Consider the following 20275-nt stretch of genomic DNA (forward strand, 5'->3'; position numbering starts at 1 on the left):
CGGTGGCAGCCAGGGACAGGCGCCACGGTGTACTGAGATGCCCGGCCAGCAGGCCGGAGCGAGCCCGTGCGCAGCTCCTGCAGGAGGCTGGCCCAGCGGGAGTTGCCCTGGGTTCGGGCGGCGAGGTAGGCGCGGGCCCGGGCCGGGGTCACGGGCTGGATGGCAATTCGAGTGGCCGGGGTGAGCCGGGCCGGCGGCCGCGACGGTGCCGTGGCCGCGAGCGCTTGGTAGTGGGCGGTGCGGCAGAGCAGGATCAGTGGGGCGGGATCCTTCCCGTGGCTGTGAGGCATTGAGTGCCTTCAGCGCCGCCCGGGCGCGGGGGCATCGGGGTCGGGGAGCTGACGCCCCTGGGGGTCGCAGACCGGAGCGCCGTCCGCATCGGTCAGGCCGGGATCCATCTCATCCAGCCCGTCCAGGACCGGCAGGATCCAGTGAGCCGTGCACCAGTTGGTGGGCACGCAGCAGGGGCTGGTCGTAGGACGCGTGGTGAGGTGAGCGGTGAGGAAGTCCTCCAGCGGTAGCGCAGGATCCCACTGGGCCAGCGACAGGCGCACCGGCACCGGGTCGGTGGCGCCCCGGGTTTGATCAACTCGGTGAGGAGCTCCAGCGCCAGGACCGTCTTGCCGGCGCCGGGTTCGCCGGTGATGACCAGCCGCCGTGCTTCGGTGCTGCTGTAGTAGGCGGCGATGGCCGGAATGTTGGGGGTGCCGTCGCGCAGCTGCCCGCGAGCCAGTGGCCCAGACGCGCTGGCCGGTGTCTCCCGGGTGAAACGGACGATTGATCAGGTGGCGGTCTCCGTCGGCGAGGTTGGCACCCTGCAGGTCCAAGAGCTCCTTGCCCTCGGCCCGGGCGACGGCGTCGGCGAGGGTTCGGGCGGCAGACTCCCCAGTGCGGCGGCATCCGCCCGCTGCTCCCAGCCCGGCCCTGGCCAGCAACAGGCCGGCCATCGCCACCACAAAGCTAGGAACCACGAAGGCGAACGTGACCACGTTCGCTGACGCTCTCGCCCCGACGCAGCTCCCGAACGCCCCAGCCTGCGGCAGCCAGCGCCGCCACCACCCCAGCCACACACAGCACCGCCCAGATGCGGCGCTCCCGTCGCTCCCCACCCATCACCATGGATACGAGGGTCCCAACCCGCCCACACGCATTCACCCGCCGCCGCACGTCCGTTACCCAGCGGCGACAATCCGTCCACGTGCGCGGCCATCTTGTCGACGGCAGCACGGCCGCGCCGGCGCCACGTCCACCTCCGTGAATCAACCCGCAACGTCCAGGGCAGCACGCCCGCCTCAGTCCATTCAGACAGTGATCACGTAGGCCACCGAACAGCGCCCCCGAACACACGTCGAAACGACATCACGCAGAGTTACACAGCTAGAGGATCGTGCCCTCGATACGCACGCATCGGCCGCGGCTTTCGTCCGGCGGAGGGTAGATCACTACGGGCGTGCTGCGCCGTGTTCTCAGCGTGCAGGCAGGACCGTAGTACCGCATGCGGGCCTTCTCCTGGACGCACGGTGCCGGTCCGGCGGCGGGGTCGGAGCCGCATCGCCGACCGTGCGGCTCCGACCTTCCGCTCGCAGCGCCAGCCTCGGGCAGGTTCCCGCATTCCAAGACCCCGCGAGCAGACCGGTGAGGAAGCACCCGGGGATGCGCGCTGCCCCAGCAGCGGGCCCGACCCAAGGTCACGAGGCCGCGCCGCTATGTGACTTCCTATCCGGTGCACGCGCGTAGCAGTCCCCGCGGTGCGACCTTCGCTCTGCGTCTCCGCGTGCGCGAAGAGCCGGCGGGCCAGGGGACAGCGCGCAAGTCGACCGAGGTGGCCCGCGAAGCTGCCTCCCGGCGTACCGTCGGAGCAACGAGCGCATCCGGCGTGGGCGGGGAGCGCATGTCAAGGCGGTTGGGGGACGGCCGCTGCCGGTGGTGCGGCAGCGGCCGTCCTGGCGTGCGGGACTCGTGCTCCCCTGCCTGTCCCGCACGTGGTGTCCCCTGGGGCCGGGAGGCGGGAGATGCTCTACCGGTGGCAGGGGACGGGAGCTGGGATCGCTTCAGTCGGCGATTGCGGTCCCAGCGGGCATGCAGGCCACGCCACATTGAGCCGCCTCTGCAGCAGGGAGGCAGGCAGGGCGCGGGCAGCAGCCGGTATTGCCAGTGGCGCTGGTCCCAACGCCTCCACCAGAGAGTAGAACGCCAACTCGCGCTATCTCAAGGGGTACTTGACACGCTGAGCTTTGTGTTTCACCTCTGTCACTTGCCAGCGGCCGCTTTGCCCGTAGCACGCAAACCGTCTGCCAGTCGTCAGGCGCAGAGCGCCGGACCGGCTCACCGAATGCGCGGCTCCGACCTCTCCCTCGCGGACCGTGCAGCGGGCACTTCTCCCGCTGCTCCGTCCACGGAGCAGGCAGGAGACACGTGGCCGACATCCTGCGGCCACTCGGCCCTACCGGCGACGATCCGACGCGGCGCGCCAGCGAACTCCTCGCTCTGGCGCATCAGATAGCCGGCCTTGACCTGGAGAGCATTGACGTCGATCGGTTTGTGGATGATGTCGGCAACACCCGCCTCCAATGCCTCGCCGGTCAGCGCATCGTCCAGCCACATCCCCTGTGACCAGGATGATGGGAATGCGGCAGGTCTGATCCAGCCGAACCAGATAGCGGGCCACCTCCAGACCGCTGACCCGGGGCATGCGCACATCCATGACGATCAGCCCGACGCCGCCCTTCAAAGCCGCTTTCAGCGCCTGTGCGCCCCCGGTAGCGCGTTCCACCGGATAGCCGAGCGGTATCAGAGCGGCCTCCAGGGCAAGCAAGGTGTCCTCGCGGTCGTCGACCAGCAAGATCCGCAACCTGTCCGCCATGGCCGCCCTCCTCGACGCCGATGCGTCCTCCTGCCAGGAGTCTGAGCCCTCAGATCACCTTCCTGCAGCGGCTTTGCGCAGCAACAGAGCCAGAGTTGTGTCCCTACTCCGTGTGAATGGTTCACACGAGGAGTTCCGCCGCATTGCGGGAGGACGGACGACCGTGAGCGAGTAACTTTCAGACTGTGGGCGAGAACCGGCACTGGGGTGATGATGTCGAGATGGCGCGGCAGCGTGCCGCCGCAGCGCGTGCCCGTGCCGCCAGTATCGGTCGCGGCGGCCGAGCAGCACGATCTCCTGGCGCAGGAGCAAGGGCGGCCTGAGGTGCTCCGAGGGCTGGCGGCGCTGCATCGTTCGATGGCTGCCAGCCATCCGGCGGCCGCCGAGATGCAGGAGGCGTACGCCGCCGGATGGCCGCCTGGTCGCTCAGGAAGCAGGAATCCGTCCCCTGTTCATGGGCAGCGTGGTTGCGGCGTGCGGGGTCGGGGGCGGGGCGCTGGTACTGCTCGGCCCGAGCATCGGGACGCCTCGCGGTCGCCACGTCCGATCAGCGTGCCGAACGGGCGCAGGATCTGGAGTGGGTGCTGGGGGAAGGCCCGGTCAGGGAGGCGGCGCGTAGCGGTGGTGTGGTGGCTGCCAGGGGCTCCGGTCTGATGGCGCGCTGGCCGGTCTACGGGTGTGGCATGCATGATCTCGGGCTGCGGGCTCGCTGCCGCCGTGCCGCTTACAGCCGGGGAGAGACGGTTGGGTGTGCTGGCGGTGTACGACCACGAAAGCCTGCCCCGGCCGGCAGACCTCCAGCGCATCGGTGCGGCCCTGACCGAGGACATCCTCCTCGGCCCGGGCGGGGACCCTTGGCTGTACGGGGAAACCGACCTCCACAGCGAGGTCCACCAGGCCGCCGGCATCACCGCGGAAAGAGAAGGCTGCAGCGTCGCGGACGCCCTGGTCCTCATCAAAGCCCGCTCCTACACGGAGGGCACGACCACGAGCGACATCGCCCACCAAATCATCCACCACGGCCTTCGCCTGACCAACGAGCCGGAATAGGCCACGGCTGCTACGGCCCGCGCATCGTCGGGGCAATCGAACGCGTGACCCACTACGCGCATGCGCAACCTACCGATTCCGGATGATCTCGTACACACCCTGATGGAGTGGACGCGTACGAATCGCTCGCCCACGAGGGGACGGTCCGCACGCCGTCCCGCGGCGGCTCCTGGTGCTGCTCCCCGTCCGGCTGGCTGCGCATCTCTGCTGGACAGGCCGGACACTCCCGCTAGGCGTCCGTATGGAGCTGCGGCGCCCATTCATCCGGTCGTAGATACGGGAGCACCGTGCGGCGCCGACGCTCGCCCGGATCGGAGCAGTCGGACTGCGGTCACAGTCCGCAGTCCACCACCGGATGCGCCAGCTGCAGACGCTGGGCCTGGTCCGCATACGGAAGGGCCAAGCCCGATCCAGTGGGATCCCTCGCCGCCCGGCGCAGCCGAGGGCCATCCGCCCGCCCAGCGGGGTACGTACGGAGACCGTCGTGGCCCCGTCCGTCGCGACATCGGACGCCCGGTACGCACCACGGAGCGGCCGAAGCGAAGGCGTTCCGTGTGCGCGCCGCCGGGTCACCAGGCCAGGCAGGTCAGTCCTGCGAGAACAAACATGGCGAGCGTGATCCCGTGCACCAGACGCGTCCGCGCCTGCAGTTGAGTGAGCGCCGTGCTGCTGTCGCGACTGCACAGGCAGGTGTCCGGATGCGGGGCGGGCGAGTCGAGCCAGTAAGCGTCCAGGAGCTGGGCATGCGGGGCAATGGTGGTCTCGTCAGGGTGCATGAATGGTTCAACGCAGAACGCCGGACGAATGCTACGGCCGTGTCAAAGGCAGGTGCAGCCCGCTACCCGGACGGCTCGACGACGACGGGCAGCCGTTTGCCGGTGCACGTGGCGGGCAGGAGAGGCCGCTCGGACGCGGTTGGCAAGCAGTCCTGTTACGGCGTTGAGTCCGAGTGGCGGGTTCGGGCAAGGAGAGATCGTTCCTCGGTCGGCGAGCGGCAGGTGTGGTTCTCGCGCGGCGGGCTACTTCGGTCTGACGGCGTGCGCGGCAGTGAATCCCCGTGGGTCTGCCGCGCCGAGGCTCTCCGGTTCAGGCTGGAGCCGGGAGAGCCGCCCTGGCTACAGCGATGCCCTGCTCGCACAACTGGCGTGCCACCTCACGCAGTTTGATGTTGTTCTCCTGCGAGTAGCGGCGCAGCACGCTGAAGGCTTCGTCCTCGTCGATGTGGTGCTGGGCCATCAGGATGCCCATGGCCTGGCCGATGGTGTGGCGGGTGTCGATCGCCTGCTGCAGCCCGGCATGCTCACGGGCCCCGGATATCGCGACCGCGGCGTGGGAGGCAGCAGCCAGCCGGCGGTCTCGCTGTCGTCGGTGAACGCGCCGGGCCGGTGCGAGTAGAGGTTGAGCGCGCCGAGGTTGTCCTTGTCCTCGGTGTACAGGAGGAAGCCCATCACGCTGCCGATCCCGAGGGCGTGGGCCTTGGGCGCGTAGGCGCGCCAGCGCACGGACTCGGTGGACAGGTCACGCAGACGGAAGACGGGGTGCTCGATGCGGGCGGCGTCGAAACAGGGGCCCTCGCCCAGCTGTTCCTGCAACCGGTCGCTCTCATCCACCAGGGGATCGGTCGACGCCAGGGTGGTCACCTGCCCCCGGCGCAGGGTGAGGATGCCGGCCGCATCACAGTCGTCGACCAGGCCGACGGCCGCATCCGTGATCTTGTCCAGGGTCGTATCCACACTATCCCGGGCCAGGAACCCACGCGCCATCGACGCCAAGTGCACAGCAAACTCACGCCAGTCCATGAAGCTCCCCTACCCCCGATCTCCCGATTATGGAGATGCCGTGCAGTGCTGAATCCGTCGAGACCGCTACGCGCATGACGACCGTGCCGTTCTCAAAGGGGCCTTGCCGCAAACCAACTCCCCCCTGCGGCAAGGCCACTTGTGAGACAGGGCGTCCCCCTTCACGCGCTGCCCCACCAGGTCCTTCCGTGGACCTGTAAGGCACTGCGAGAGCACGCTCCACCGGATGGGCATCGCCCATGCGCTGAACAGAGCACCAGCATGAGCGCGGGTCGCTGGCCAGCCCGGTCGCGGGCGGGGGCGCGGCGGACGCCATGAAACGACCTCGGCGACTGATCAGGCGACCGCGACTCGTGCCCGGTGCCTGCGCACGGCGTCGCGATTGGCGCAGCGATGTGAGCAGTAGCGCTGCCGTCCGGTTCGTGAGGTGTCGGCGAAGGCCCTGTCGCATTCGATTACTTCGCAGCGCCGTAGCCGGTGCATGCCGCGGCCCGCGAGATGCATTGCGGTGCCGACCGCGAACAGCGTGAACAGCACGGAGCCGAGCGGCTGGTCCGCGTCCCGGTAGTGCAGGTGCCAGCCGGTCCCGGGGTGGGAGGTCAGTCTCGGGTAGGCGGCGGCTCGGCCAGCATCCGGTTCAGCAGATCGGCGCGCTCCTGCTCTCCGGTGGCGTCGACGATCTGCTCCCAGGCGTTCAGCGCGGCCTGGCCACGGCTGAGGTCGTCCGCTGTCACCCGGCGTTCCAGCGTGAGCCCGGCGGCGCGACAGCGGTCTGCCAGCTCAACTGCGCTCTCTGGCCGGTGGTTGGCCAGGTCCGCGGCCAGGTTCACCGCACCCTCGCCGTAAGTTGAGTTGCATGAGACTATTACATCAGCGTGGTCCGTATGACACAACAAGCCGCCCGACTCACCGGATCAGGGCTCACGACCCGTGGCGCTATCGCTGGATCGTGCTGGGCATCGCCACCTTCACCCAGGCCGCGTCCGGCTTCTTCGTGGGCGGCCTCGGAGCACTCGGCGTGCACCTGCAGAGCGCCCTGGACCTGACCACCGCACAGTTGGGACTGCTCATTTCGGCGGCCCAACTGGTCCCGCTGGCCGGGCTGCTGGTCGCCGGCGAGCTCCTCGACCGCTACAGCGAGCGCTGGGTGGTCGGGGTCGGTGCCAGCATCGTCGCACTGGCCCTGGGCGCGGGAGCCTGGCTCCGGGATACGCGGCCCTGCTGGTCGCGACTCCTGCTGGTCGGTGCGGGATACAGCACCGTCCAGCCGGGCGGAAGCAAGTCGGTGGCCTCCTGGTTCGACGGGTCACAGCGCGGCTTGGCGATGGGCATCCGGCAGGCAGGTCTGCCCCTGGGAGCAGCGCTCGCATCGGCCGTACTGCCCCTCGTCGCCGAAGGGTTCGGCTGGCGAGCGACCTTGTTGACCGGCGGCTTCGTCGCACTCCTCGGAGCCGCCCTCTTCGCTGGGCTGCTACCGCCGCCCGCCCGCCGCGTCCGCTCGACAGGACAAGGGCCGTCGGACCCGCTCGCGGCGCAACTGGGCGCCCGGCTGCGCATGCTCCGTGAACCGTCCACGGTGAAGATCATGTTGTCGGGGACCAGTCTGATCTCGGTGCAGTACGGCGTGGCCGTCCTAGCCGTGCTCCACCTCCACCAGACGTCATCGGTCGGCGCCGGACAGGCCGCCCTGGTCCTGGTTGCCTCCCAGGGTGCGGGCGTTGCGGGCCGGATATGTCTGGCCGCCTTGAGCGACCGGAGCGGCTCCGGGCGCTATGCCATCGTGCTGGTCTGCATGGTCGCTGCGATCGCCGGACTGGTCGTGCTGATGACACCGGCCGGGCGGGCACCGGTCGTAGCTTCCGCAGTCTTCGTCTGGCTCGGCTTCTTCGGATTCGGCTGGTACGGCCCGTGGGTCGCCTACGTCACCGAAGCGCTCCACCGGGCAAGACCGGCTTCGCCCTGGGCCTGGCCATGTCCGTCAACCAGATCGCCATCGTCACCGTGCCGCCCGCGCTCGGCCTGCTGGTCGACCTCACCAGCAGCTTCACCCCGGCCTGGGCGCTGCTTTCCTTGTTGACCGTCGTTGCCCTGGCGGTCACAGTCAAGGCGGAACTCCACACCCGCTGACGCGCCTCGGGCCATTGCCCCTCAGGCATAGCCCGAAGGCGCGGACGACCTCAACTCCCCACCGCGCCCGTGATGTTCGTAATCGGCGCCAGTACCGGACGGACCAGGCCGCTTACCCAGGACACCTCAGGCGATACCGACCTACCGCTGGCGATGGGCTGAGCCGGGAGGGCGCCCTGCCCGGCAGGCCTCGCCGTGCTCGCACTGCTGTGGAGAAAACTGTCACGCTGCCGTGACCCGGCCTCTGTCCGACTCCGCACACGAGGGGCCGAGGCAGCCATCGCGACCGCGCAGACCCGCACCAACACCGGCAACGACCACCACACGCCATGGAGGAGAACACAGTGCAGAGCATCGGCATCATCGCAGTGGGCGAGATCGACGGGTCCATCATCTGAGCGCCTGCCCATCGGGAGCGATGCATCGGCCGGCATCTTCCTCTCTCCCCGGAGGCCCGCACCACCTGGTTCGATCCGGCTAACGCCGCAGCTCTCAGAGACCCTGGACGGCCTCCCAAGAGGTGATCTCATCAGGTTGCTGCCGTGAGTGGACGAGCGGCTTCTCACATGCCGCGGTCTGGGCCGTATCAGGGCGTTCCGGGCGTTCGCCGGCGGACATTGGAAGGTGCTGCAACCGCACGCCAGGGGTAAAGGCTGCGCTGTTGGGCCCGGTCATGTCTTCACCGATGAGGTAGCGGTAGAGCCATTCCGCGAAGCTCATGCGGTGCTCTGCCCAGGTTTCGTCAAAGCTCACCAAGAACCTCGGAGCATCAGGGGCGGCGATCAGGAAGATGAACTCTCCGCGGTCGGTGCTCGCGATCGGCCACAGCCCGTTGCGGGTGCCGAAACTCAGCTCGTCAAGGTCGAAGAGCAGGCAGTCCTCGTCCGCGTCGAGATCGTCCCACGACACCTCGGACCACGCCTGATCGTGCTGCGGATGTACTCGCCAGGTTCCACCCCTCGGTCGCGGGGTGGGAGAGGTAAAGGTGCCCATTGATCTGAATGGGGGCGTGTGCGCGTCCACAAGGACCCGGTAGTCGGGCGGAAGCTGTATGCCGGTCGGCAGATGGAGACGGTCCCAGGCGGCCGGATCCTCGCATAGCGATTCTGGGCCGGGCCGAGCACCTACCATCACGGCAGCCAGGTAGTCAGTCATGAGTTCCTCGACGGTGCGTACGCGGCGCGGTCCACGGAGTTGAACCGCGCTATCAGAAGCTCCGTACTTTACGGACCACGTCGAGTCGATGACCTTGGGAAGCTGCGATAACAGACTCAGAGCGGCGGCCATGCCGGCGGTAAGAGCGAGAGAGTCCCGTGCCTGCGCTCGTACCCACCGTGCAGGGAGTCGGCATCCAGCGAGCCGGGCGCAACCGTCCGCTCCACCGTCCAGCGATGATGTCAGCATCTGGGAGGACTCGAAGCCCTTGCGCGCGATGCGCGGGTGATGTCCTGCGAGCGCAGCTGCATCGGCGCAGGCGATGGCAGTCGTACCCTGGCCGCCATGGAGCTTGGCGGAGTCTCGCCGCTTCGCATGGCCACGGCGTGCGCGGAGGAACCGCACCTGACTGATTCCCTATCCGGGCCACCGTGCTCGACAAGACCGAGCGCGCTACGCCTCGCACAGCAGGCCGGCCATCTGGACCGGGCGGGCGATCCGGTCGGCATCCTGATGTTCGTCAACTTCAGGTCTCGCCATGTCCTGGGCGGGCAGGCCGACCTGATGCCCGGCAGGCGCGTCAGGTCGGGTGTCATTCTTCGCCGCGCGCGCGCAGGCCATCGCGCACGGCGGTGCGCTGTTCCCCGCTGCCTCGGCCCAGCCCCTGCATGGCCGACGGCCGCTGGTTCGAAAGCGACTTCAGTGGCGGCGGCGGCGACGGCGAGCCGCAAGGCCGATCAGCGCGATGCCGCCCGCGCCGCCGATCATCGGCAGCCGCCGGTCGGAGCCGGCGAACCAGGTTCGGGCGGCCGAGGCGCCCAGGCGCATCGTGTCGCAGACCAGGCCGATCGCAGCCGGGACAAGGCCTGAGGACCATCATCTGCAGCGGGACGTTCGCGCCGTCGCTCACGAACTGCGGCAGGACCGCGGCGAAGAAGACCAGGCTCCTTGGGGTTGGTGGCGCCCACCTCAGCAGGCCGTCCAGGACGGTGTGCGCAGATCACCGCGCCGTTCGCTTTCCCCGGTCGTCAGGTCGGCGCTCATGCCGGCCGCGGTGGCGGTACGCCTGGACGCCGAGGTGGGCAGAGGTGAGGCGCCGCCGGCCGGCTTCACGACGGTGAACACGGTCGCCGAACTCTGCACCAGGGCCCCGACGCCGAGGGCGACGGCCAGGACGAGGGCGTGCAGCAGCCCAGGAGGTTGCCCAGCACGGTGGCGAGTGCGGTGCGGCGTCCGTGGGCGAGGGCGCGGCCGACGACAACAGGACGCTTCGGTCGGGGATCGCGGTCGCGACGAGGGACATCGCGGCGAACGCGAGGAGGCTTTCGGTACTCACCATGGGCCGGGACTTCCTGATCTGTGCCGCGCCGCCGGAGTAGGGCCGCGCGGTGCAGAGAGCGGTACGAGGGGCGGGCCCGGCGCATGCGGGCGGGGCGGTTACCGGGAGAGCCAGCGCGCCGCGCCGGGCCAGGACGGCGGAGTCGATCTGAAGGGTGCGATGGGCCGCTCTCCACGGCGCATACGCAGTAGACGGGCCGAAGATCCGGCTCCGCGACCGCCGTAGTCGACCAGGCACGGAGCCCGGGCCGGTGTGGCTGACCGGCGGGACACGGGCACCAGGCCACTCCGCGGCGAGCAGGCCGGCGTCCGCCGTGCGCAGCCGGGGGCGGCTGATACCGAGCACGGCCAAGCCAGGCGAGCGAAGTCCACCCGGTCCTCCGCCCGCAGCGCCACGAGCAGCAACGGCACGTCCGTTGTGAAGGCGAGCGTCTTGACCGCCTGCGACCAGGAAAGGGCGGGGCCTGGCGCTCGGCGACGCCTGTGCGCGGCGGCGCGCTCGCTGTGGACGGTGTACCGGCAGCCGTCCGCACGTCCAGCACGGCTCGCCATGGCGCTTCTCGGGCGTACTCATGAGAAAACCACCTGCGGCCTTCGGCTCAGCAGAAAGAACAAGGAGTCGACCTGCGGCCGGTGTAGGCGCGCGGTCTGCTCCGAGCCTCGCTCGACACGGCGAGATCCGATCAACTGATTGTGAAATCCTGCACTCGTGATCACTCCTGCGCTTCGCCGACACGGCCGAGGAGGACATCGCCTTCTCCGTCTCTGCTCGAAGCCATCCACTCCTGGCACGTCTCACCGCGGCCACCACTGCCCTGCATCGTGCCCTGTCCGACGGTGCCGCCGCCTCCTCCGTCCGCCCTGCGCAGGCGGATGCGCGAGCACGACTACGTCGTGGCCGACTACATCCCCGCCCTCTTCGAAAGCCAAAGTGCCGGTGATCACAACGCCGACTTCGCGGACCAGCTCGCGGCCGTACGGGCACTGCCGCCGCCCGCTCTGCTAGCCGCCGAACTCGCCCGAACGCTCGTCGACACCACACCGCCACTGCGGAGTCGACCTCGTCGACGACCCCGCGCCACCCGCGCCGCCGCCCTCGACGAGTACCGGAACGGCGATCCCGGGCGGCGACACGGCTGGAGGGCGTCCTCACCGACTTGCCGTGCTCGACAGGCGTACTCAACGTTCTAGAGGACTACTGGCACGACGCCTTCGCCTCGGAGTGGGGGCGCATCGAGCCCTCGCTGGCCGCGAGTCGATCTGCGCTCAGGCGCCCGGATCGCCCACGAGGCCTGCTCCGATGCTTCTTGCACCCTCGCCCCCCAGGTCCGCATCGACTGCCCGCCGACGCGCTCCTGCGGCTCGACCGCCCGCGCACGACCACGACGTCGCTGTCGCGCGCGAACGCGCCCGCCTCGACTGGCAGATCGCCACCGCCCTCGCTGCCTCACCTCCGCCCGTAGAACTGAACGAACGATGCCTGCGAGCCCTGCGGGCATCGCCGCTGCAAGACCTGTGTCCGGCAGACCACACGACCAGCCGTCGCAGTCAGTGCCACCACGCGCATCGGCCCAGCGTCTGCCGCAGAGCCAATCGCACGAAGCAGGCCAGGACTTTGGCACACAGGGAAAAAGCCTGCCCCTGGGGCCCCGGCCGCTCCCTTACATGCCACCTATCGCGCTCAGCCGCCAACTAGCGCTCTGACCGCATAGGTTCACCGGGTGGGGCGGCATCTTCGGCTGGAGGATCGAGCCAAGGCCGTCCGGCTGCGACGTGTTCTCCACCGCCCACTCGCGGAAGAGCATGAGTGCCTCGCTGAGGTTGCAGGGTCCGCATGCGGCGTGAAAGGCCGTGGCCGAGGAGTCCACGCCACGCGGCCCACTCGTCCTTGCTGCGTTTGACTTCCTTGCAGCAGGAAGTCGTGCTCCTTCGAGATCGGTGTCCTCCGGGTCGATGCGGACCGACCAACCGCGCTGTCAAGCGTGTCGATCTTGATGCCCCATTCCTTGCTCCCAGTCCTCATTGCACTGTGCGGAGTACCACTGCAGCCAGTCCAGGACGTCCTCGGCGTCGTTCATGGCACGAGATGCTAGGTCAGCCGCCAGTCCAGCACCGGACGCGGATGGTGCAACTTGTCCCGGGAGACGCGATGGCCGAGCCGGTACGCGTGCGCGAAGGCTGACCGATCGCGAGGGGCAGCGGCTACGCGGCAGACCGTGCGGCGAAGCGCAACCCCGTCCGCTACCGGCGCGCAATGATGCTGCTGGCCTCGCCGGCGGGAGCGAGTGCCTGTCATTGCCCAACTCGTGCATCGCGGACGAGGAAACCGTGCGCGATTTCGGTTCTGTGACGGCGCGAAGAAACAACCGCTCAACCGGCCGCGTGCCGATCAACATCACCCGTAGGGTGGTCTGATGCTCGATCGCTTGGAGATCAGAGTTCTGCCGCCGGGCCGATTCGCTGCTCAGGTGCGGCTCTGGGTCAACGGCGACGCGACATCATCGAAGCAGCGTGGTCGACGCGGGCGGCCGCGCGGGCCGTATGCCGCCGGCGTCCTGCCGGCGGGGCGGCCCAGCCCTCTCCGGGCGACCAAGGTAGCCCGCCGCCTGAAGCTGAGAACCCGACTGCACCGGCGGGTGCTGCAGCTTCCTGAGCGTGGTCGTGCAGCGGTCCGAGAGATCGTGCACTGGTCGCACTGGGAGATCCGCAGGCGGCACACACACCTGCTCCCTATCCTGCCAGAGTTCCACTTCGATGCGAGTCAGTACGACGCCGAATTGGCCCGCGCCGAAACAGACCCCTGGTGGAAGGTGCACCCGTAGACCCGACACGGCACTGCCCCGCCCGGCCACGGAATCGCACCGACTGAACACGTCCCAGGCCAACGGGACGCATCAGCAGCCCCAGGCCCCGTCGGAACTCGTGAACACCCCGGCCAACCTGCGACCGCCAGCCACCTCCCGAAATCACATCGAAGTGCCGCCCGCTCTCGGATCCGGGTCAAATGCCGGCCAGCGGCGACGGCAGCGCAGCGTATGTAGAGGAAGGCTCACCGGACAGCTCCTGTCCGAGCGCCCTGAGGCCCAAGCGGCAGAGCGCCCAGGACAGCTGCTCGGCGAAGCCGATGACCACGAATAACGGGGCACTGGGAACGGTGCTCGGTCAGCGCGCCCGCCAACAGTACGGAATCGGGGTCCGGCCCCGTGCGCCTGCAATCCTCAATGAGCTGCCAGAGCGCGTTCTCGTCCATGCCCGCGAGCATGACTCAGGCGTCTGACCCTATGTGCTCCAGCGTCATCTCTTCGTTGCTGCTGTGAGAAGGACGGGTTAGCGGAGCAGTGGCAGTGGTTGAGCCCGCGCTGCGGAACTCGCTCATGTCGGATGAGCGCGAAAGCGGTTGACCTCAACGTGGCGACGAAGGGATTGAGGGACCGGGTGGCGCACCTCACACGCCTCAACTGTCGCGCACGTACAACCCTTTCGCTTCATCGCTGATCAAGACAGTGCGGTCGCCGCGGCCGTGCGTGATGTGGGCCAGCCCATCCGCGAGCTGGTCCGCCCGCCGACAGTCCATAACGGAGCCTCCTCATGCCCCAGCACTCCCGCAAGAAGTTGACGTCCGGCAAGAAGGTGACCCTGGCCGTCGGTGCACTGGCCGCCTCCGGGCTCGCTGTGGGCCTGCTCGTCACTCCCTCCGCGACGGCGGGCGAGACCGACGCGGCCGAGGCGCTCAAGCAGAACAAGGACGCGGCTGCCGACGCCTCGGCGGCGAAGGCCGCCGCGCCCAAGGCCAAGACCCTGGCCGCGAGCGCTGCCGACACCACCGTCGTCTCCGGTATCACCGTCAACGGCGGCAACAGCGCCCGCGTCGGGACCACGAACACGCAGACGATCACCGTGAAATGGGCGATCAGCGGCGGAACGAAGCTCTACGGCAGCAATGCGTCGATCTGGCGCGGCACCGACCGCGACAGCGGGCTGAAGCGGTTCCTCAACTCCGAGCAGTTCAAAGCGGACACCGACCCCTGCGTGCAGTCCGACGATGCCACGTACAACTGCACGGCCACCTTCAAGATCGACCCCCAGAGCTACCTGGCGAACGAGGACGCCGGAGCCTGGAAGATCTCCCTGTGGGCGATCACCGACGCGGCCACCGACGTGGACACCGACAACGCCAAGACCTGGTACCTCAAGCGCTGGTCCCGGCTGAGCAACAACGCGGCCCCCGAGCCCGTCGCCAAGGGCAAGACGATCACGATCACCGGCAAGCTGGAGCGCGCCAACTGGGACACCCACAAGTACGCGGGCTACACCCAGCAGACCGTGCGCCTCCAGGAGCGTTCGCTGACCGGCTCGTACGCCACCACCAGCAGCCACGTCACGGGCACCGGCAGCCTCGCGGGCGTCGAGAAGCAGACGCGCACCGCCACCACCGACCGCTGCTACCGCTACAAGTTCGAGGGCACCTCCACCACACCGCCGGTCACCGCCACCGGGGACTGCGTAGACGTGCGCTGAGCCCGCTGACCTGGCTGACCGGACACCGGGTCAGCCAGGCGACGGACGCACGTTCGTCCCGGTGCTGGCCGGCCTGCGGATCCGATCGCGCGATCCGGGCCGGCCCGGCCCGGACACCTGCTCGGCGACAGGGCTGCCTCGATCGAGTCGCGCCACCCGCGCCTATCCGCGAGGCCGCACCGTCAACCCGACTTCTCCCCCGGCGCCGGCGCACGGACACTGCCGGCGGCGCGGAACAAGCGACTCGTCGAATTCGTCGACGACTCCATCACCACGGGCACCACCTCGTCGAGAACCACACTCACTTCCTACGGCAGGCTGGCCGGAGAACGACTCGGCGGGTGGCGCTCGCGCCGACTCCAGGGCCGGATCCCGGGCCAGCGCAGGGGCCAGTGCAAGGGAGCATGCCCCTTTGCACTGGCCCGTGTGCTCCGGGCAGGAAATCAGCTGCGGGTGATCTCCACCGTCGCCTCAGCCGAGGAGGCGGCGTGCCAGTGGTCGCCGCCGTACGCCACGACGTAGCGGACCTCGCCGGGCCTGGCCGGGGCGTCGGCCGCCGTGAAGGTGCCGTCGGCCGCCACCGGTACGGCGCCCAGGGAGACGCCTTCAGGGTGGGTGGCGTCGTAGCGTGTGACCGTGACCGTGGTACCGGGAGCGATTCCGGGGGTCAGCGTGCCCGTGAGGGTCAGCGTCCGGCCCTTCCTGCTGGTCGCCGGCGCGTTAAGAGTGAGCGCCGTCTGCACCGTGGTGTCGACCTGGAGAGAGTGGAAGCGGAGCCCCATGACCCCGCTCTCCCCCGTCACGGCGAAGAGCCGGCTCCCGTCCGGCGCCCAGGCCAGGCCCCGGACCACCGGGCTCTGCGTGGCGGCGCCCAGCTCGACCGCGGCCAGCGGAGCCGGGGCAGTCGGAGCGTACAAGGACACGTCCGGCACGTCGGCGCTGGTGTTCTGGGCGCCCCCCGCCACCGTGCCGTCGGGCCCGGCGGCGACCGCCAGGGGCGAGGCCGGGGCCGTATGCGTCGCCACGTCCGAGAGATCGTCGAGGCGGAAGGCCCGGTACCCCGGCGAGATGAGGGCAGCGGTCAGGATCGTACGGCCGTCCGGTGTCACGTCGATGTCCCGCAGACCGTTCATCTCGGTCCCGGACAGCACCCGCCGCTTGGCCATCACGGGCAAGCCGCTGCTCACGTCGTACACCGTGAGGGTGTTGCGGTTGGGGTCACCGGTGCCGACCACCAACACGTTCGGGTCGGCGGGAGAGGTGACGAGCTCCGCCCCGAAGTCCAGCGAACTGTCCAGGCCCAGTTCGACGACCGGCTCGGCGCCGCGCACGTCGATCGAGCCGAGATCCCCGCTGACGCCGTAGCCGAACCACAGCTTGCCACCCGCGACCGCCACACCCCACGGTGCTGTGCCGTCACCCACGTGGTACCGCGCGGTCTCCGCCAGAGTCGTGGTGTCGTACGCCACGATGGTGTCGATGTCCCGCGCGGCCACGTACAGGGTCTGGTTGTCCGGCGAGAGCGCCAGCCCGCCGGCCCCCGGGAGCCCGCCGAGCCACGTGCTCTTCCCGTTGTAGTCCGTCACCACCACACGGCCGTCGGCTCCGGCCGGCATGCTGAGGAAGATCTTCTGATGACTCCCGTCGACCTTCATGTCGGCGAGCTGGTACAGCGGCAACGACACACCGGTCGCCGCGTACGCCGGCGTACCCCCCGGTACCGCCAGCAGTAAGGAACCGAGCACCGCAGCGAACGTGGCACCCAGCATGCGTCTGGAACTGCGCACGGCAGAACCCCCCTCTGTGTCCTGTGAGTTCGCGCCGGCAGCCCCCTCGACCAACCGGCGGAGACGACGCATGGCGCCGTCGCTGATCATTCTGCGTCGCGATGGGTGAATCCGGCGGCCTATTGGGCAAGAAAAGCCAAGAAACCAGGGTCTGTGCGTAAGGCCCGTTCTTGGTGGCCTTGCCGGCACGGTCGCGGCAACGGCCACGGCAGAACCCGGGATCCACCCCGCCCGCCGTACGTCTACACGGGTGCCCCCACGTCGACCGGCTGGGCGCCGGACTCGACGCGCCGCCCCTCAGCCGGTTCACCCCGGACTGCCCCGCAACTGCTGCGGGAGTTGTCCTTGCGGGACGGGCGTCGGCCTTGAGACCCAGAACAGCGGCCCGATCTGCCGCATCGTCAAATCCGTGCGCCAGAACGCCGCGACCAACAGGATCCGGCCCTCCAGAGGCAGGACCCACTCCCGTCCCCGACCGCGGCGCACCACCACCACGGCGCCGCACCAGAGCGGACAGCTTGCGGAATGCACGTGTCACTCGCGCGCCGCGGCGAGCGTCAGTGTCATCTCGCCGGTGATGATGAGCCTGCTGTCGATCCGCGGGAGCGGCAAGCATCTCGTTGGGCCAGACCTCCACCAGCGCCGCCTGCGCCACTGCCTCGGACTGGGCCTGGTCACGCGATCATTGGACACCAGGGCTCGGTCCGACGAGGAGGATGAATGACCAGCCGCGAGCCGACAGCACCCGAAGCCATGCCGCAAACGGGCAGCGCCCTGACGGTGTGGCACACACCCATCAGGGCGCGCGCCGCCGTGCTGTTCCTGCACGGCGGCCGGGCGGACAGCCGCTCTCCCTCACGGCCGTGGCATCTTGCCGCACTGCGGATACGGCCCTTCCTGAAGGCTGTCGCCGCCGCCCTGCCCGATGACGTTCTTCTCGGGCAGGTGCGCTACCGCGTGCGCGGCTGGAACGGCACAGACGCTGACGCCTTGCACGACGCTCGCCTGGCACTACGCGAACTGTCGCGGCTGGCCGACGACGTGCCCGTGATTCTCGTGGGCCACTCCATGGGCGGACGAGCCGCCCTGGGTGCCGCAAGCGACGCCAGAGTCCGGGCCGTCGTGGCCCTCGCCCCTTGGCTTCCCGAGGGCGAACCCGTGGCGCACCTGCGCGGCAAGGAGGTCGTGGTGCTCCACGGGGACCGCGACCAGGTCACCGACCCGCACGCATCGGCGGTGTTCGTGCAGCGAGCCAGGACAGCCGGCTCTCAGGCACAGCTGCATCTCGTACCAGGCGGCGACCACGCCATGCTGCGCGGCAGCGCACATTGGCACCGCACGACGGCGTGGACTGTCGCGTCCCTCGTGACGGCCCGAACCAGGCCCCCGCACAGCTGAATCGAAAGCCTTGCTCGCCGTTCGCGGCGCTCCCCCGCTGTCGACAGCTGTGCTGCGCGCTCCGATCACTCATGCAAGGCCGTCGGCTGTGCGTTCCAATGCGGCCAGCTCGGCCGAGAACTGGGCTCCGGCGAGCAGCGCCAGGTTCGACAGCCACAGCCAGATCAGAAAGACGACGCTGCCGGCGAGAGATCCGTACAGCCTGCCGTAGGTGGTGATCATGGATGTGTAGAGCGCGAAGCCAGCCGTCACGACGAGCCAGAGCACGGCGGCCAGAACACCGCCCGGAAGACTGAGGTGACGTGCGCGGGCGCTTTGGGGACCGTTACGGAACACGGTGGAGACCAGCGGCATGATCAGAGCGAGCAGCAAAGGCCAGCGGGCGATCGACCAGGCGAGTGTCACCGTGGAGTCCAGATGCAGCGCTCGACCGATGCCCTCGGCCACCGGTCGGCTCAACACGAGCACCAGAGCGATCAGGACGAGAAGAGCCAGCAGGGCGAACGCAGTCAGGACGATGCGGTGCGCCCGCGACAGGGGCGTGCGCCGGTCGGGGGTCCGATGCATGTGGTGCAAGGCGCGGCGGAAGACCGCCAGATAGCTGCACGCGGACCACAGCGCGCTCACCAGGCCGGTGGAGATGACCGTCCAGGCGCCGGCGTTCTCCCGGATCATGCGGGTGAGCAGTTCGTGGAGCTGGTTGCCCGACTGCCCCGGCGCATAGGCGGTGACGTGCTCGACCAGGGATTGCGCGGTGGCGGGGCTCACGAGACCGAACGTCGCCACCATCACGAGCAGGCCTGGCAGCACGGCCAGGGTCGCGTAGTAGGTGAGCGCGGCGGCGTAGTCGGTGATGTCGTCGTTCCACAGCGCCACGGGCGTGCGGCGTAGCGCACGACGCAGATCCCCGTGCGAGGGGGCGATGCGTTCGGCAGCGGCTGCGCGGGCGGGGATCGGGGCGGGCTCAGTGGACATGAGGCGTGTGGTGGTGTGTGCGGCGCAGCCGCACGTGGACGCTGAGGGGACGCGGCTCAACCGCGGAACGGGCCTCCTCGGCAATGGCGTTGAGCGCGCCGATCACGCTGCCGGGCGCGACGCCGGGCTCCAGCCGCACCACCTGCCGTACGTGGAGGTGACGCCGGCGGCGGGCAGCCAGTGCCGTTCCTGCGAGCATTCCCTGAAACGCCCTGCTCACCGTGAGCCTTCCTCTCCTGTGCCCCACGACGGGGCAGCTGATCATTCCGTCCGTGCCGAGCGCAGCCGGCCGTCCGTGGGCTACTCGACCCGGGAGTCGGCCTGGGTGGGGGCGTCGTCGTCTTCGGGAAGGTGGACGTCGTTGACCGTGATGTTGACCTCGACGACCTCCAGGCCGGTGATCCGCTCGACCGCGAGGATGACGTTCTCACGTACATCCGCGGTGGTTTCCATGATCGGCACGCCGTACTCGACCACGAGGCCGAGGTCGATGGCGGTCTGACGCTCTCCCACCTCGACCTTCACCCCGCGGCCCACGTTGGCCCGGCCGCCGGGGATGCGCTCGCGGACAGCTCCGATCGTGCGTGACAGGCCGCCACCCATCGTGTGGACGCCGGGGATCTCCCGCGCCGCCATGCCCGCGATCTTCACCACGACCACGTCCGCGATCGCGGTCTTGCCCCGCGTCGATGCCGGCTCGTCCGCGCCCGGGCGCCCGGCGCCGACCTCGGTCGTGGTCTCGGAAAGCGTGCTCGCCTTCACCGAGGCACCCTCTTGCTCAACGGTTGCGATCTGCTGCGTCACGATGTCCACATCTCCCTGCTTCGTTGACTGCGTGCACCAGTGGTCTGTCTTCTTGGACCCTGCCCGCCGACGGTTGTGATGCGGCAGCACCAGATATTCCTCATGCCCCGCCGACTCGCTCGCATCCGCGGCGCGCCCACCAGCCCTCTACCCCCAGATCGGGATTTCGCTCATGGCGTGCCCTTCACGCCGTGCACAGAGGACCTGGCTCTCACCGGTGCAGAGACGGCACAGATGGCGAGCGCCGCCGGCGACGAGCATCCGACGCCCGGCCCTGCGACCGGTCCGTCCCCGCGATCGAGCGAAATGGTCCCCCTCCTCCGTCCCAGAGCGCTGTCGCGACGGATCAGGGGCAATCGGCTCGCGGACGCCTCCTTCGCGAGGTGGATTCGCGCGGCATTCCCGAAAGCCGCGTCACAAAGACGTCGGGCCTCAGGCCCCGGGCGGCGAGCGGCCAGGCG

14 protein-coding genes and 5 pseudogenes are annotated in these 20275 nt (G+C 69.3%); 8 read left to right on the plus strand and 11 right to left on the minus strand.

Annotated elements, in window-relative coordinates:
- Positions 1-2415: 2415 nt before the first annotated feature.
- Positions 2416-2613 carry a hypothetical protein gene (locus RBJ77_RS50005; RefSeq protein WP_372351584.1) on the plus strand — a complete coding sequence of 66 codons (198 nt, stop codon included), beginning with the start codon at positions 2416-2418 and terminating at the stop codon, positions 2611-2613.
- A gap of 49 nt (positions 2614-2662) precedes the next feature.
- Here the strand turns inward: RBJ77_RS50005 and RBJ77_RS50010 are convergent.
- Positions 2663-2863 (minus strand): annotated as a pseudogene (locus RBJ77_RS50010) (response regulator); the annotation flags it as partial.
- A 744-nt stretch (positions 2864-3607) separates the two neighbouring features.
- Between RBJ77_RS50010 and RBJ77_RS50015 the strand changes: the two are divergent.
- From RBJ77_RS50015 to RBJ77_RS50025, 3 genes are all read left to right on the plus strand, one after another.
- A complete protein-coding gene (locus tag RBJ77_RS50015; RefSeq protein WP_372351025.1) occupies positions 3608-3913 on the plus strand; it encodes an ANTAR domain-containing protein in 306 nt (101 codons plus the stop codon).
- Positions 3914-4020: 107 nt separating this feature from the next.
- Positions 4021-4146: a hypothetical protein gene (locus RBJ77_RS50020; RefSeq protein ID WP_372344022.1), complete on the plus strand. Its 126-nt coding sequence runs from the start codon at positions 4021-4023 to the stop codon at positions 4144-4146.
- A 41-nt stretch (positions 4147-4187) separates the two neighbouring features.
- The gene (locus tag RBJ77_RS50025; protein WP_372344039.1) at positions 4188-4532 is read left to right on the plus strand and encodes a hypothetical protein; all 345 of its coding nucleotides are present in this window, start codon (positions 4188-4190) and stop codon (positions 4530-4532) included.
- On the opposite strand, the gene RBJ77_RS50030 is transcribed toward RBJ77_RS50025, so the two are convergent.
- The 3 genes and pseudogenes from RBJ77_RS50030 to RBJ77_RS50040 all read right to left on the minus strand — a co-directional run bounded on the left by RBJ77_RS50030 (position 4483) and on the right by RBJ77_RS50040 (position 6578).
- Positions 4483-4689, minus strand: a complete 207-nt coding sequence (locus tag RBJ77_RS50030; RefSeq protein WP_372344021.1) for a hypothetical protein — start codon at positions 4687-4689, stop codon at positions 4483-4485. The genes RBJ77_RS50025 and RBJ77_RS50030 overlap by 50 nt on opposite strands.
- A gap of 310 nt (positions 4690-4999) precedes the next feature.
- Positions 5000-5712 (minus strand): annotated as a pseudogene (locus RBJ77_RS50035) (GAF and ANTAR domain-containing protein).
- Positions 5713-6048: 336 nt separating this feature from the next.
- Positions 6049-6578, minus strand: a pseudogene (locus tag RBJ77_RS50040) (CGNR zinc finger domain-containing protein).
- On the opposite strand from RBJ77_RS50040, the gene RBJ77_RS50045 reads away from it, so the two are divergent.
- Entirely contained in the window at positions 6569-7789 is a 1221-nt protein-coding gene (locus tag RBJ77_RS50045; RefSeq protein WP_372351550.1) for an MFS transporter, read from the plus strand. The pseudogene RBJ77_RS50040 and the gene RBJ77_RS50045 overlap by 10 nt on opposite strands.
- 542 nt (positions 7790-8331) lie before the next feature.
- Here the strand turns inward: RBJ77_RS50045 and RBJ77_RS50050 are convergent.
- Positions 8332-8994, minus strand: coding sequence for an SMI1/KNR4 family protein (locus RBJ77_RS50050; protein ID WP_372351026.1), 663 nt, complete (start codon positions 8992-8994; stop codon positions 8332-8334).
- A gap of 699 nt (positions 8995-9693) precedes the next feature.
- The gene (locus RBJ77_RS50055; protein ID WP_372351027.1) at positions 9694-9822 is read right to left on the minus strand and encodes a hypothetical protein; all 129 of its coding nucleotides are present in this window, start codon (positions 9820-9822) and stop codon (positions 9694-9696) included.
- Positions 9823-11169: 1347 nt separating this feature from the next.
- Here RBJ77_RS50055 and RBJ77_RS50060 point away from each other — a divergent pair.
- Positions 11170-11523 (plus strand): hypothetical protein, encoded by a 354-nt coding sequence (locus RBJ77_RS50060; protein WP_372351028.1) that lies wholly within the window; start codon positions 11170-11172, stop codon positions 11521-11523.
- Positions 11524-11993: 470 nt separating this feature from the next.
- Here the strand turns inward: RBJ77_RS50060 and RBJ77_RS50065 are convergent.
- A pseudogene (locus tag RBJ77_RS50065) lies at positions 11994-12290 on the minus strand (hypothetical protein); the annotation flags it as partial.
- Between the two features lie 1630 nt (positions 12291-13920).
- Between RBJ77_RS50065 and RBJ77_RS50070 the strand changes: the two are divergent.
- On the plus strand, positions 13921-14850 hold the full coding sequence (locus RBJ77_RS50070) for a calcium-binding protein (RefSeq protein WP_372351029.1): 930 nt from the start codon (positions 13921-13923) through the stop codon (positions 14848-14850).
- A 443-nt stretch (positions 14851-15293) separates the two neighbouring features.
- On the opposite strand, the gene RBJ77_RS50075 is transcribed toward RBJ77_RS50070, so the two are convergent.
- Both RBJ77_RS50075 and RBJ77_RS50080 read right to left on the minus strand, forming a co-directional pair.
- Positions 15294-16595: a hypothetical protein gene (locus RBJ77_RS50075; protein ID WP_372351030.1), complete on the minus strand. Its 1302-nt coding sequence runs from the start codon at positions 16593-16595 to the stop codon at positions 15294-15296.
- Between the two features lie 408 nt (positions 16596-17003).
- Positions 17004-17175: pseudogene (locus tag RBJ77_RS50080) on the minus strand (IS5/IS1182 family transposase); the annotation flags it as partial.
- A 182-nt stretch (positions 17176-17357) separates the two neighbouring features.
- Here RBJ77_RS50080 and RBJ77_RS50085 point away from each other — a divergent pair.
- Positions 17358-18035 carry an alpha/beta fold hydrolase gene (locus tag RBJ77_RS50085; RefSeq protein ID WP_372351031.1) on the plus strand — a complete coding sequence of 226 codons (678 nt, stop codon included), beginning with the start codon at positions 17358-17360 and terminating at the stop codon, positions 18033-18035.
- Between the two features lie 69 nt (positions 18036-18104).
- Here the strand turns inward: RBJ77_RS50085 and RBJ77_RS50090 are convergent, their stop codons facing one another.
- Together RBJ77_RS50090 and RBJ77_RS50095 are read right to left on the minus strand one after the other, a co-directional pair.
- Positions 18105-19010, minus strand: a complete 906-nt coding sequence (locus RBJ77_RS50090) for a YihY/virulence factor BrkB family protein (RefSeq protein ID WP_372351032.1) — start codon at positions 19008-19010, stop codon at positions 18105-18107.
- Between the two features lie 300 nt (positions 19011-19310).
- A complete protein-coding gene (locus RBJ77_RS50095; protein ID WP_372351551.1) occupies positions 19311-19817 on the minus strand; it encodes an Asp23/Gls24 family envelope stress response protein in 507 nt (168 codons plus the stop codon).
- Positions 19818-20275: the final 458 nt, after the last annotated feature.

This window comes from Streptomyces sp. KL116D (assembly GCF_030766975.1).
Taxonomy (GTDB): domain Bacteria; phylum Actinomycetota; class Actinomycetes; order Streptomycetales; family Streptomycetaceae; genus Streptomyces; species Streptomyces longispororuber_A.